Source organism: Pseudomonas sp. FG6 (assembly GCF_057809015.1).
The window spans coordinates 207,007-220,521 of the sequence record NZ_JBMDJD010000003.1 but is presented as its reverse complement, the minus strand read 5'-3'; the positions used below and the strand labels follow the sequence as shown (position 1 = coordinate 220,521).

Genomic DNA, 13,515 nt, shown 5'->3' with positions numbered 1-13,515 from the left:
TTACGCTGTGTAGAATCGATTTACGCATATAAGAATAATGTCTTCTGGCAACAGAAGCTTCGCCCGCAAGAGCCTTGGGTCGACATGAAGATACTTGGGTTTCAACTGATCTACGGCGACTACCTCGCCCGCAGCGTTCGCGGCATTTCCTGCGCGCCACCGCACGTCCTCAGCATCGCCAGCCACTAACGTATTGGTTAATTGACAAGCATGATGAGGCGCCGACATGGCAGATCTATACGAAAACCCCATGGGCCTGATGGGCTTTGAATTCATTGAGTTCGCATCCCCGACGCCCAACACCCTGGAGCCGATCTTCGAGATCATGGGCTTCAGCAAAGTGGCCACGCACCGCTCCAAGGACGTGCACCTGTATCGCCAAGGCGCGATCAACCTGATCCTCAACAACGAACCCCACAGCGTCGCCTCCTACTTCGCGGCCGAGCACGGCCCGTCGGTGTGCGGCATGGCGTTTCGCGTCAAGGACTCGCAGCTGGCCTACAAGCGCGCCCTGGAACTCGGCGCGCAGCCGATCCACATCGAGACCGGCCCGATGGAGCTGAACCTGCCGGCGATCAAGGGCATCGGCGGCGCGCCGCTGTACCTGATCGACCGTTTTGGCGAAGGCAGCTCGATCTACGACATCGATTTCGTGTTCCTTGAAGGCGTCGACCGTCATCCGGTGGGCGCGGGCCTGAAGATCATCGATCACCTGACCCACAACGTGTACCGCGGTCGCATGGCCTACTGGGCCAGCTTCTACGAGAAACTGTTCAACTTCCGCGAGATCCGCTACTTCGACATCAAGGGCGAATACACCGGCCTGACCTCCAAGGCCATGACCGCGCCGGACGGCATGATCCGCATCCCGCTGAACGAAGAATCGTCCAAGGGCGCCGGGCAGATCGAAGAGTTCCTGATGCAGTTCAACGGCGAAGGCATCCAGCACGTGGCGTTCCTCACCGACGACCTGGTCAGGACCTGGGACGCGCTGAAGAAGATCGGCATGCGCTTCATGACCGCACCGCCGGACACCTACTATGAAATGCTCGAAGGCCGCTTGCCGAACCACGGTGAACCGGTCGATGAGCTGCAATCACGAGGGATCCTGCTGGACGGTTCGTCCAACCCGGACGACAGGCGCCTGTTGTTGCAGATATTCTCGGAAACCCTGATGGGCCCGGTGTTCTTCGAGTTCATCCAGCGCAAGGGCGATGATGGTTTCGGTGAAGGCAACTTCAAGGCGCTGTTCGAATCCATCGAGCGCGACCAGGTACGGCGTGGGGTGCTCGCGACCGAGTAACGCCCGATTCATGAAAAGCCCGCCCGGCAGTGATGCCAGGCGGGTTTTTTATGGCCGATGCAAAGCACAACTGTGGGAGCTTGCTCCCACAGGGCTGGGTGGTGCCTTCAAGTCCGACGCCGTTGCCGCATCAGGTGTTTGAACCCTTCGAACACCAGTACCACCACCGCCATCCAGATGGGGATGTAGGTCAGCCATTCACCAGCCTTGATGCTTTCGCCCAGCAGCAGCGCAACGCACAGCAGCAAGACCGGTTCGACATAGCTCAGCAGCCCGAACAGGCTGAACGACAGCAGCCGGCTGGCGACGATGTAGGTCACCAGCGCCGATGCGCTGATCACCCCGAGCACCGGGATCAGCAGCGACAGCCAAGGGTGCTGGTCGAATACCCCGAACCCTTGGTCACCGTTGTGCACGAACCAGAAGGCTGCGGGCAGCACCAGGGTCATGTCCAGCCAGAGCCCGCCGAGGTTGTCGGTCTTGATGCGTTTTCGCAGGATGAAATAGAACGGGTAACCCACCACCACCAGCAAGGTCGCCCAGGAAAAACCGCCCATCTGGTACAGCTCGTTCAAGACCCCGAGGGTGGCGAGGAACACCGCGATTTTCTGGAAATAGGACAGGCGTTCGCCATAGGCGATGCGCCCGGTCAAGACCATCGACAGCGGCAGCAGGAAATACCCCAGCGACACGTCCAGGCTGTAGCCGTTGAGCGGCGCCCACATGAACAGCCACAGTTGCAGCGACATCAATATCGAAGAGGCGATAGCCGCGAACCACAGGCGCGGCGTGGCGACCAGGCGCCGGATCAGCGTCGTCACCAGGGACCACTCCCGGGTGACCAGCAGGAACGCCGTCATGCACGGCATCGTCAACAGCATTCGCCAGCCGAAAATTTCCTCGCCCGACAGCGGGGACAGCAGCGAGGTGTAGTAGTACATGACGGCGAACAGCGCGGAGGCCGAGACCGATAGAGCGATGCCTTTGGACACGGTGATTCTCTGAAGGACGATCAATCAACACCTTACCTGCGGCAAGGGGATTTAATGGGGAAGCAAAACCTGTGAAAGCAAGCCCTGTGAAAGCAAACTTGTGAAAGCAAACTTGTGAAAGCAAGACCTGTGGGAGCAAGGCTTGCCCGCGATGAAGGCGATGCGGTCTTGGGTGAACCGAGGTGCCTGCATCGCGAGCAAGCTTTGCTCCCACAGATTAAGTCTCCCTGAAGTTACGAGGTATACGGCACCCGCCCCGGCACGAAGTGGCCCAGGTCATTGAACCCCGGTGTCGACGCATGCCCCGGCGTCACCAGCGAATCGATGAAGGCTTCATCGGCCGCAGTGATCGTCACCGCCTGCGCCTTGGTATAGGCGTCCCACTGTTCTTCTGTACGCGGGCCGACGATCGCCGAGGTGACGGCGCGGTTATTCAGGACCCAGGCAATCGCGAACTCGACGATACCTACGCCGCGATCCCGGGTGTACTGCTGGATCTGCTGGGCAATGCGCAGGGACTCGACCCGCCATTCGACTTCCAGGATGCGCTTGTCCTGGCGACCGGCGCGGCTGTTGGCGTCCGGTGTAACGTCCGGCGCGTATTTACCACTGAGCACACCACGGGCCAGCGGACTGTAGGGCACCACGCCGAGGCCATAGTTCTGCGCGGCGGTGATCTGCTCGGTTTCCGCCTGGCGGTTGACGATGTTGTACAGCGGCTGGCTGATCACCGGCCGGTCGACGCCCAGGCTGTCGGCGATCCGAATCACCTCGGCGATGCGCCAGGCCCGGTAGTTCGACAGGCCCCAATAGCGGATCTTGCCCTGGCGAATCAAGTCGCCGATGGCCGACACCGTGACGTGCAATGGCGTGTTGTGGTCTTCGCGGTGCAGGTAATAGATGTCCAGGTAGTCGGTGCCCAGGCGCGTAAGGCTGGCCTCGATCCCGTTGAACATGTGCTTGCGGCTCAAGCCACTGCGGTTGGGAACGCCATCCGGCGGGCCGAAGCCGACCTTGGTCGCCAGCACCCATTCCTGGCGACGGCTGGCAATCGCCTCGCCGACGATTTCCTCGGAACGGCCGTTGGTGTAGACGTCCGCCGTGTCGATGAAATTGATGCCTTGGTCCCAGGCCTTGTCGATGATCCGCAGCGAGTCCTCGGTGCTGGTCTGTTCGCCGAACATCATGGTGCCCAGGGTCAGCGTCGAGACGTGTAATCCGGAATGGCCTAGCGTGCGGTAGCTCATGGACAAGATCCTTTTATCGGGGGGGAAGGCCCAATCAAACCCCAGACAGCGGCGCGGATCAAACACATTTATCAAACACCCACGATGATATTTGCCATGAACAAATCCCCGGGCCACCAGAGCGCCCCTTGTGGGAGCGAGCCCGCTCGCGATAGCGTCGGCACAGGCGACAATCGGCTCCCGCGACCGCCCAGTGTGAAATTGAACATCGCCACCGGAAAACAATATGAAAATAGTCATCGCCCCCGACTCGTTCAAAGACAGCCTCAGCGCCCAAGGTGTGGCCGCAGCCATCGCCCGGGGGCTGGCCGAGGTCTGGCCCGATGCCCAATTGATCGAGTGCCCGATGGCTGACGGCGGCGAGGGCACGGTCGAATCGGTGCTGGCCGCCTGCAACGGCGAGTGGCGTCGCACGCAGGTGCGGGGCCCTTTGGGGGACGCTGTCGAGGCGCGCTGGGGCTGGTTGGCCGAAAGCCGCACGGCGATCATCGAGATGGCCGAGGCCAGTGGCTTGCAACTCGTGCCGCCGGGGCAACGCGATGCCTGTTCCAGCAGCACCTACGGTACCGGTGAGCTGATTCGCGCCGCCCTGGATGAAGGCGCCTGCCGGGTGATCCTGGCGATTGGCGGTAGCGCCACCAACGACGCCGGCGCCGGTGCTATGCAGGCCCTGGGCGTGGCGTTGCTCGACAAACAAGATCACTCCCTGCCACCCGGAGGCCTGGCCCTGGCGAACCTGGCGCGCATCGACCTGGGCGGCCTGGACCCGCGCCTGGCCCAGGTCCGTTTTGAAATCGCCGCCGATGTCGATAACCCGCTGTGCGGGCCCCATGGCGCTTCGGCGGTGTTCGGCCCGCAAAAAGGCGCTGGCCCCGCGCAGGTGCAGGCACTGGACCAGGCGCTGGGGCATTTCGCCGGACTTTGTGCCCAGGCGTTGCACAAGGATGTGCGGGACGAGCCGGGCAGCGGTGCCGCCGGAGGCCTGGGGTTCGCGGCCAAGGCGTTCCTGGGGGCGCAGTTTCGTACCGGTGTGGACGTCGTCGCGCAGTTGACCGGGTTGGCCGATGCCCTCGACGGCGCCGACCTGGTGATCACCGGCGAGGGCCGTTTCGACGCCCAGACCCTGCGTGGCAAGACCCCCTTTGGCGTGGCCCGCATCGCCCGCCAGCAGGGCGTCCCGGTGGTGGTCATCGCCGGGACGTTGGGGGAGGGTTACCCGGCGTTGTATGAACACGGTATCGACGCCGCCTTTGCTCTCGCCAGCGGGCCGATGACCTTGCAAGAAGCCTGCGCCGAAGCGCCGCGCCTTTTGAGCGAACGAGCCCGGGACATCGCGCGGCTTTGGCGCGCGGCTTCCCGTTAACCTCCAGCGCAGAGTCCTCCAGCATTCGAACTCTTTGAGAGCAAAGCTGTGACACACGACTGTGGGAGCAAGGCTTGCCCGCGATGAACGATGATGCGGTCCACCTGTAAAACCACAGCGCGGCCATCGCGGGCAAGCCTTGCTCCCAAGCGGCAAATGGGGCAGTACATGAAGGCCCACATAAGTGAGCGCCGCCCCTCAAGTCAACCACACCCCCTGTGGCGAGGGAGCTTGCTCCCGCTGGGCTGCGAAGCAGCCCCAAAATCTGCCACCGAGGTGTTCCAGGCTGACCGCATTCTGCTTGTTTGGGGCCGCTGCGCAACCCAGCGGGAGCAAGCTCCCTCGCCACAGGGGTCACGGCAAAGCCTTGTGAAATATTTTTTTACATTCCCCTGTAAGAACCCTAAAGCCCAGCCGATAACAGGTTAAGCGCTCACATAAGCCAACCTACGCGCTTGCCGGCATGGATGCTCGACCCCATTACTCCGAGGTCTTCCCATGTCGTTACGCAGCCTGAACATCGCGCCACGAGCTTTTCTCGGCTTCACCATCATTGCCTTGCTCGTCATTCTCCTGGGCGTCTTTTCCGCCAACCGCATGTCGGTCATTCGCCAGGCCTCGGTGAACATGGAGCAGAACGAGGTGCCCAGCATCGGCTACCTGGCCAACGTGATGGAAAACGTGTTGCGCATGCGCATCCTCTCGTTCCGCATCCTCGTCAATCGCGAGCCAGCCAGCCTGGCAGAGGCCGAGACCCGCATTGGCGCGCTGGTGGAAAAACTGCACAAGGCCAACGACAGCTACGCGGCACTGCCGAGCTCCCCGGAAGAAGCCGAGCTGTACAAAGCCTTTTCGGTGACCTTGGACAAGTACCTGCAAGACCAGAAGCAAATGCTGGAGCTGTCGCGCCAGGACAAGGTCGACCAGTTGCGCACCCACATCAATACGCGGATCAAGGAAGGCACCGACCTGATGGGCGAGCAGCTCAACAAGCTCATCGCGATCAACGTGGCCGGTGCCAGCCAGGCGTCGGCCGAGGCGAGCGGGCATTACGACAGCGCCATCACCGGCATCGTCATCGTTTCGCTGGTGGCGGCACTGGCCACGGTGGTCCTGGCCCTGCTGCTGACCCGCAGCATCGTCGCGCCGCTCAACCGGGCGCTGGACGCCGCCAGGACCATCGCCGGCGGGAACCTCAAGCAAGTCATCGCCGACGATGGCAAGGATGAGCCCGCCCGCTTGCTCCAGGCCTTGGCCGCCATGCAAGGTAGCCTGCGCCAGACCATCGAGCAGATCGCCGGTTCGGCGAGCCAATTGGGTGCCGCCGCCGAGGAACTGAGCGCCGTGACCCAAGAGTCTTCCCGCGGCTTGCAGCAACAGCACAACGAAATCGAACAGGCTGCCACGGCTGTCAACGAAATGACCGCCGCCGTCGAAGAAGTCGCCCGCAACGCCGTGTCCACTTCCGAAGCTTCCAACGAGTCGACCCAGGCCGCCCGGGAAGGCCGCACGCGGGTGGTGGAAACCGTCGATGCGATCCAGACCATGACCCACGATGTGCAAGCCACCGCCTCGATGATCGAGGGGCTGGCGGTCCAGGGGCGCGACATCGGCCAGGTGCTGGTGGTGATCCGCGCCATCGCCGAGCAGACCAACCTGCTGGCCCTCAACGCCGCCATCGAAGCCGCCCGCGCCGGCGAGGCCGGGCGTGGTTTTGCGGTGGTGGCCGATGAAGTCCGGGCCCTGGCCCATCGCACCGCGCAGTCGACCCAGGAAATCGAAAAAATGGTCGCTGGCATCCAGAACGGCACCGGCCAGGCCGTGCAGTCGATGCAGCAAAGCAACCAGCGCACTCAAAGCACCCTGGAAATGGCCCGCGCTGCCGGGGTGGCGCTGGAGCAGATTACCCAGTCAATCCACCAGATCAACGAACGCAACCTGGTGATCGCCAGCGCTTCGGAAGAGCAGGCCCAGGTGTCCCGCGAAGTGGACCGCAACCTGGTGAACATCCGTGACCTGGCCACGCAATCGGCCAGCGGCGCGAAACAGACCAGCGACGCGACCCACGAACTGTCACGCCTGGCTGTCGGCCTGAATGCGATGGTGGCGCGTTTTGTGATTTGAGATAGGGTTGAGGCTGGATACCGCGTAATCAGGAGACCTACATGCGCTTTTCAGCCTTGACCCAACGCATCGCCGGTGATGGCGCCGCTGCGTGGCAGATCCACGATCGGGCGCTGGCCCTGCGCGAGCAGGGCAGGGATGTGTTGCTGCTCTCGGTGGGCGATCCGGACTTCGATACGCCGAGCACCATCGTCGAGGCGGCGGTGAACAGCCTGCGGGCCGGGGAAACCCACTATTCGGACATCCGTGGCTTGCACACGTTGCGCGGCCGCATCGCCGATTGTCATCGCCAGCGTTACGGCCAGTGCGTGGGCGGCGAGCATGTCACGGTGTTGCCGGGCGCGCAGTGTGCGGTGTACGCGGTCGCGCAATGCCTGCTCAATCCTGGCGATGAAGTGATCGTTGCCGAGCCGATGTACGTCACCTACGAAGCGGTGTTCGGCGCCTGCGGAGCCACCGTGGTGCCCGTGCCGGTGCGCCCGGAAAACGGCTTCCGGGTCGAGCCGGCCGACGTCGCCCGCCGGGTGACGCCGCACACCCGGGCGCTGCTGATCAACAGTCCGAACAATCCTTCCGGCGCCAGCCTGTCGCTGCCGGTGTGGCAAGCGCTGGCGCAAGTGTGTATCGAGCATGACCTCTGGCTGATCAGTGACGAGGTCTACAGCGACTTGCTCTATGACGGCGAACACATCAGTCCGGCCAGCCTGCCGGGCATGGCCGAGCGCACCGCGACCATCAATAGCCTGTCCAAGTCCCACGCCATGACCGGGTGGCGGATCGGCTGGGTCATCGGCCCCGAGGCCCTAGCCGGGCATCTGGCGAATCTGTCGTTGTGCATGCTGTTCGGCCTGCCGGATTTCGTCCAGCGGGCGGCCGAGGTCGCGTTGGCCTGCGATTGGCCGGAAGTGGCGTTGATGCGCGAGGAGTATCGCCAGCGCCGTGACCTGGTCTGCGCCATGCTCGACAACTGCCCGGGCCTGGCGCCCGTGCGACCTGACGGGGGCATGTTCGTCATGGTCGATATACGCCACACCGGCCTGGATGCCCAGGGCTTCGCCGAGTGCCTGCTGGAAGGCTATGGCGTGTCGGTGCTGGCCGGCGAGGCGTTCGGGCCCAGTGCGGCGGGGCACATTCGCATCGGGTTGGTGGTCGACCAGGTGAAACTGGCGGACGCCTGCCGGCGGATCGCCCTGTGTGCGGCGGGGTTGTTGCAGGAACGGCGGGCCTGAAGGCGAGCCCGCTCCTACAGGTCCTTTCAGCGTTCGCCGGGCCTGCGCACGAGCTTCATCACTCCCACGAAAAACACCGGCACGAACACCACCGCCAACGTCGCGCTGATCATCCCGCCGATCACCCCGGTGCCAATGGCCTGCTGGCTCGCCGAACTGGCCCCGGTGGCGAGGGCCAACGGCACCACGCCGAGAATGAACGCCAGGGAGGTCATGATGATCGGGCGCAGGCGCAGGCGTGATGCTTCGAGCGTGGCCTCGATCAGGTCGCGGCCTTGGTCATGCAGGCTCTTGGCGAACTCGATGATCAGGATCGCGTTCTTCGCCGACAGGCCGATGATGGTCACCAGCCCGACCTTGAAGAACACGTCGTTGGGCATGCCGCGCAGCGACACCGCCAATACAGCGCCGAGTACCCCCAGCGGCACCACCAGCAGCACCGACGTGGGGATCGACCAGCTCTCGTAGAGCGCCGCCAGGCACAGGAACACCACCAGCAGCGACAGCCCCAGCAACAGCGGCGCCTGGCTGCCGGACAAGCGCTCCTGCAACGACAGCCCGGTCCATTCCTGGCCCAACCCAGCCGGGCCCTGGGCCACCAGCCGTTCGATTTCCGCCATTGCTTCGCCGGTGCTGTGGCCGGGCGCCGGTTCGCCGGAAATGGCGATGGCCGGATAGCCGTTGTAGCGGGTCAGTTGCGCCGGGCCCTGGATCCAGCGGGCCTGGACGAAGGCTGACAACGGGACCATTTTCCCGGCGTCGTTGCGCACGTGGATCTTCAGCAGATCGGCGACCTGGCTACGTTGGTCGCCTTGCGCCTGGACGATCACCCGCTGCATGCGGCCCTGGTTGGGAAAGTCGTTGATATAGGCCGAGCCCACGGCGGTGGCGAGGACGTTGCCGACATCGGCGAAGGACACGCCCAAGGCATTGGCCTGCTTGCGGTCGACTTCCAGTTGCACCTGCGGCGCTTCGGCCAGGGCGCTTTCGCGCACGTTCATCAGCACCGGGCTTTTTTCGGCGGCGGCGAGCAACCCGTCGCGGGCCTGCATCAGCGTGGCATGGCCGAGGCCGCCACGGTCCTGGAGGCGGAACTCGAAACCGCTGGACGTCCCCAGGCCGTCGACCGGCGGCGGCAGCACGGAAAACGCCATCGCATCCTTGATCTGGCCGAAGGCCTGGTTGGCACGCTCGGCAATCGAGCTGGCCGAGTCGTCATGGCCGCGCTCGGACCAATCCTTGAGGGTGGTGAAGGCCAGCGCGGCGTTCTGCCCGCTGCCGGAAAAACTGAAGCCCAGGATCACCGTACTGTCGCCCACGCCCGGCTCGGCGGCGTTATGCGCCTCGATCTGCTCGGCCACCTGCACCGTGCGGTTCTTGCTCGCGCCGGGTGGCAACTGGATATCGGTGATGGTGTAGCCCTGGTCTTCCACCGGCAGGAACGAGGAGGGCAGGCGGCTGAACAGCAGGCCCATGCCCACCAGCAGCACGCCGTAGATCAGCAGATAGCGCCCGGTGCGCTTGAGGGCATGGGCGACCCAGCCTTGATAGCGGTCGCCCAGCTGTTCGAAGCGCCGGTTGAACCAGCCGAAGAAACCACCCTTGGCGTGGTGCTCGCCTTGGCCCAGCGGTTTCAACAAGGTGGCGCAAAGCGCTGGGGTCAAGGTCAATGCCAGGAACGCCGAGAACAGAATGGAGGTGGCCATCGACAGGGAGAATTGCCGGTAGATGACCCCCACCGAACCTTGCATGAACGCCATCGGCAAGAACACCGCCACCAGCACCAGGGTGATGCCGATGATCGCGCCAGTGATCTGCTGCATCGCCTTGCGCGTGGCGTCCCGGGGCGACAAGCCTTCGCTGGCCATGATCCGCTCGACGTTCTCCACCACCACGATGGCATCGTCCACCAGGATGCCGATGGCCAGCACCATGCCGAACATAGTCAGTACGTTGATGGAGAACCCCAGGGCGAGCATGGTGGCGAAGGTGCCCATCAGTGCCACGGGCACCACCAGGGTCGGGATCAGCGTGTAGCGGATGTTCTGCAAGAACAGGAACATCACCGCGAACACCAGCAGCATGGCCTCGCCCAGGGTGTAGACGACCTTGGTGATGGAGACCTTGACGAACGGCGAGGTGTCATAGGGGATCTTGTACTCCACGCCCGCGGGGAAATAGCGCGCCAGTTCGTCCATCTTCTCCCGCACCCGGTTTGCCGTGCTCAGCGCGTTGGCCCCCGGTGCCAATTGCACGCTGACGGCGGTGGACGGCTTGCCGTTGAGCCGCGTGGAGAACTGGTATTCCTGGCTGCCGACTTCCACCTGCGCAACATCGCCGATGCGCACGCTGGAACCGTCGGGGTTGGCCTTGAGCACGATCTGGGCGAATTCCTGCGGCGTCGACAACTGGCCCTTGACCAGCACCGTCGCGGTGATCTCCTGGGTGGTGCGGGTCGGCAGGTCGCCGATGCTGCCGGCGGAAACCTGGGCATTCTGCGCCACGATGGCGGCGTTCACGTCGGCCGGGGTCAGGTTGAAGCTGAGCAGCTTTTGCGGGTCGATCCAGATCCGCATCGCCCGTTCGGCGCCGTACAGCTGGGCCTTGCCGACACCGTCCAGGCGCTTGATCTCGTTCATCACGTTGCGCGCCAGGTAGTCGCTGAGGGCGACGTCGTCGAGCCTGCCGTCGTTGGAGGTGAGGGTGATCAGCAACAGGAAGCCGGCGGATACCTTGTCCACCTGCAAGCCTTGTTGGGTGACCGACTGTGGCAGGCGCGACTCCACAGCCTTGAGGCGGTTTTGCACGTCGACCTGAGCCAGCTCCGGGTTGGTGCCGGGCTGGAAAGTGGCGGTGATGGTGGCGCTGCCCAGGCTGCTCTGGGAGTTGAAATAGAGCAGGTTATCGGCGCCGTTGAGTTCCTCCTCGATCAGGCTGACCACGCTTTCGTCCACGGTCTGCGCCGACGCGCCCGGGTACACCGCGTAGATCTCGATCTGTGGCGGTGCGACGTCGGGGTATTGCGCCACCGGCAGCTGCGGCAGGGCCAGCACGCCGGCCAGGAGGATGAACAAGGCAACCACCCAGGCGAACACCGGACGGTCGATGAAAAACTGCGGCATAGGAAACGTCCTGCTTACTGGCCAGGGACCTGGGCGAGTGGAAGAGGGGTGTCGTCGATCTGGACTTTTTCACCGGGACGCGCGTGTTGCAGGCCCTGCACGACGATGCGGTCGCCGGGCTTGAGGCCGTGGGTGACGATCCAGCGGTCACCCTGCACGGCGCCCAGTTCCACCGGCTGCACGCTGACTTGCTGTTGCGCGTCCACCAGCAGCACTTGGGCAATACCGGCGCTGTCACGCTGGATGGCCCGTTGCGGCACGCTGATGCCCTGGCGGTCGAAGGCTTGTTCCAGGCGCACGCGCACGAAGCTGCCCGGCAACAGGTCGAGGTCGGGGTTGGGAAATTCGCTGCGCAGGGTGATCTGGCCGGTGCCTGGGTCGACGCTGATGTCGGTGAACAACAGCTTGCCCGGCAACGGATAGAGGCTGCCGTCATCCTGGATCAGCGTGGCCTTGGCCTGGTCCTGGCCGACCTGTTGCAGCTGGCCGGAGCGCAAGGCGCGGCGCAGCTCATTGAGTTCGCGGGTCGATTGCGTGAGGTCGGCGTGGATCGGGTTCAACTGCTGGATGAGGGCCAGCGGCGTGGTTTCGTTCTGGCCCACCAGCGCGCCTTCGGTGACCAGCGCCCGGCCAATGCGTCCGGCAATCGGCGCGGTGACGGTGGCGTAGCCCAGGTTCAGCCGGGCCCGTTCCACTGTGGCCTGGTTGGCGGCGACCTCGGCGGCGGTCTGGCGTGCCGCGGCGCGGGCGTTGTCGTAGTCCTGGGCACTGATGGCCTTGTCCTCGATCAGCCGGGCATAGCGCTGCTCCTGCAAGCGGGCCTGGAAGGCGTTGGCCTCGGCCTTGCGCAGCGCAGCCTCGGCGCTGTCCAGGTCAGCCTTGAGCGGCGCCGGGTCGATGCGAAACAGCACGTCGCCTTTTTTCACATCGCTGCCTTCGCGGTAGACCCGCTGCAACACCACGCCGGGCACCCGCGCGCGGACCTCGGCAACGCGCGGCGCGACAATGCGCCCGCTCAGCTCGCTGCTGATGGACAGCGGCCGGGCCTCGATGGTCTCGACGCTTACACTGGCCAGCGGCGCGGGGTCTTCGGGGCTCGGCGAGCCGTCGCAGGCGCTCAACAGCAGCGCCCCGAGCAACAGGCCCAGGGTGGCGAAGGAGTTCTTTGGCATGGTGCTTCCCCAATAATGAACCCCGCCATGCTACGGCGGGCGACCGGAGGGATCGGTAAAGCTTTGTAGGGGGTGTGTGAAATTGTGTAAGGGTTTTGCGCCTGGATGGGTGAGGGCGTATATCCTTGGCAGCTTGATTCCTAGGGTGGCTGTAATGACGCCTTCGCGAGCAAGCCCGCTCCTACAGAGGTCCGCGAAATAGGAGCGGGCTTGCTCGCGACGAGCATTTAGCAGGCGCCACAGCATTTTCTGGATGCATTCATGCCCAACATCCTCCTGGTCGAAGACGACACCGCGCTTTCCGAGCTGATCGCCAGTTACCTGGAGCGCAACGGCTATCAGGTCAGCGTGCTCAGCCGTGGCGACCATGTCCGCGAGCGAGCGCGGGTCGATTCGCCGGACCTGGTGATCCTCGACCTGATGCTGCCGGGGCTCGACGGCTTGCAGGTCTGTCGCCTGTTACGCGCCGACTCCGCGTCGCTGCCGATCCTGATGCTGACCGCCCGGGACGACAGCCACGACCAGGTGCTGGGCCTGGAAATGGGCGCCGACGACTACGTCACCAAACCCTGCGAGCCCCGGGTTCTGCTGGCGCGGGTACGAACCTTGCTGCGCCGCAGCAGCCTCAGCGAGCCCCAGACCGCCAACGACCGCATCCTCATGGGCAACCTGTGCATCGATCTGTCCGAGCGCACCGTGACCTGGCGCGGGCAGGCGGTGGAGCTGTCCAGTGGCGAATACAATCTGCTGGTGGTACTGGCCCGGCATTGCGGCGAAGTGCTCAGTCGCGACCAGATCCTGCAGCGCCTGCGGGGCATCGAGTTCAACGGCACCGACCGCTCGGTGGACGTGGCGATCTCCAAGTTGCGGCGCAAGTTCGACGACAACGCCGGTGAGGCGCGCAAAATCAAGACGGTGTGGGGCAAGGGTTATTTGTTCAGCCGTTGCGAATGGGAATGCTGA

9 protein-coding genes and 1 pseudogene are annotated in these 13,515 nt (G+C 64.1%); 6 read left to right on the top strand and 4 right to left on the bottom strand.

Annotated elements, in window-relative coordinates; genetic code table 11:
• The first annotated feature begins 226 nt into the window (after positions 1–226).
• A complete protein-coding gene (hppD, locus tag ACODSJ_RS03335) occupies positions 227–1,303 on the top strand; it encodes a 4-hydroxyphenylpyruvate dioxygenase (RefSeq protein WP_489100367.1) in 1,077 nt (358 codons plus the stop codon).
• A 107-nt stretch (positions 1,304–1,410) separates the two neighbouring features.
• Here the strand turns inward: hppD and rarD are convergent, their stop codons facing one another.
• Positions 1,411–2,295: an EamA family transporter RarD gene (gene rarD / locus ACODSJ_RS03330; RefSeq protein ID WP_489100366.1), complete on the bottom strand. Its 885-nt coding sequence runs from the start codon at positions 2,293–2,295 to the stop codon at positions 1,411–1,413.
• Between the two features lie 233 nt (positions 2,296–2,528).
• On the bottom strand, positions 2,529–3,542 hold the full coding sequence (locus ACODSJ_RS03325; protein ID WP_489100365.1) for an aldo/keto reductase: 1,014 nt from the start codon (positions 3,540–3,542) through the stop codon (positions 2,529–2,531).
• A 226-nt stretch (positions 3,543–3,768) separates the two neighbouring features.
• On the opposite strand from ACODSJ_RS03325, the gene ACODSJ_RS03320 reads away from it, so the two are divergent.
• The 4 genes and pseudogenes from ACODSJ_RS03320 to ACODSJ_RS03305 all read left to right on the top strand — a co-directional run bounded on the left by ACODSJ_RS03320 (position 3,769) and on the right by ACODSJ_RS03305 (position 8,258).
• Positions 3,769–4,905, top strand: a complete 1,137-nt coding sequence (locus ACODSJ_RS03320) for a glycerate kinase (RefSeq protein ID WP_489100364.1) — start codon at positions 3,769–3,771, stop codon at positions 4,903–4,905.
• Between the two features lie 498 nt (positions 4,906–5,403).
• Positions 5,404–6,174: pseudogene (locus ACODSJ_RS03315) on the top strand (MCP four helix bundle domain-containing protein); the annotation flags it as partial.
• The gene (locus tag ACODSJ_RS03310) at positions 6,166–7,029 is read left to right on the top strand and encodes a methyl-accepting chemotaxis protein (RefSeq protein WP_489100404.1); all 864 of its coding nucleotides are present in this window, start codon (positions 6,166–6,168) and stop codon (positions 7,027–7,029) included. The pseudogene ACODSJ_RS03315 and the gene ACODSJ_RS03310, both read left to right, overlap by 9 nt.
• A gap of 41 nt (positions 7,030–7,070) precedes the next feature.
• On the top strand, positions 7,071–8,258 hold the full coding sequence (locus ACODSJ_RS03305) for a pyridoxal phosphate-dependent aminotransferase (RefSeq protein WP_489100363.1): 1,188 nt from the start codon (positions 7,071–7,073) through the stop codon (positions 8,256–8,258).
• 26 nt (positions 8,259–8,284) lie between these two features.
• Here the strand turns inward: ACODSJ_RS03305 and ACODSJ_RS03300 are convergent, their stop codons facing one another.
• On the bottom strand, positions 8,285–11,380 hold the full coding sequence (locus ACODSJ_RS03300) for a multidrug efflux RND transporter permease subunit (protein WP_489100362.1): 3,096 nt from the start codon (positions 11,378–11,380) through the stop codon (positions 8,285–8,287).
• A 14-nt stretch (positions 11,381–11,394) separates the two neighbouring features.
• Entirely contained in the window at positions 11,395–12,552 is a 1,158-nt protein-coding gene (locus ACODSJ_RS03295) for an efflux RND transporter periplasmic adaptor subunit (RefSeq protein WP_489100361.1), read from the bottom strand.
• A gap of 261 nt (positions 12,553–12,813) precedes the next feature.
• Between ACODSJ_RS03295 and ACODSJ_RS03290 the strand changes: the two genes are divergently transcribed.
• Complete coding sequence (locus tag ACODSJ_RS03290; protein ID WP_489100360.1) at positions 12,814–13,515, top strand: response regulator; 702 nt, start codon at positions 12,814–12,816, stop codon at positions 13,513–13,515.

Coding starts and splice junctions, on each gene's coding strand:
- ACODSJ_RS03305 (WP_489100363.1), top strand. CDS start 7,071: ATGCGCTTTTCAGCCTTGACCCAACGCATCGCCGGTGATGGCGCCGCT.
- ACODSJ_RS03300 (WP_489100362.1), bottom strand. CDS start 11,380: ATGCCGCAGTTTTTCATCGACCGTCCGGTGTTCGCCTGGGTGGTTGCC.
- ACODSJ_RS03290 (WP_489100360.1), top strand. CDS start 12,814: ATGCCCAACATCCTCCTGGTCGAAGACGACACCGCGCTTTCCGAGCTG.
- ACODSJ_RS03310 (WP_489100404.1), top strand. CDS start 6,166: ATGCAAGGTAGCCTGCGCCAGACCATCGAGCAGATCGCCGGTTCGGCG.
- ACODSJ_RS03295 (WP_489100361.1), bottom strand. CDS start 12,552: ATGCCAAAGAACTCCTTCGCCACCCTGGGCCTGTTGCTCGGGGCGCTG.
- hppD (WP_489100367.1), top strand. CDS start 227: ATGGCAGATCTATACGAAAACCCCATGGGCCTGATGGGCTTTGAATTC.
- ACODSJ_RS03325 (WP_489100365.1), bottom strand. CDS start 3,542: ATGAGCTACCGCACGCTAGGCCATTCCGGATTACACGTCTCGACGCTG.
- ACODSJ_RS03320 (WP_489100364.1), top strand. CDS start 3,769: ATGAAAATAGTCATCGCCCCCGACTCGTTCAAAGACAGCCTCAGCGCC.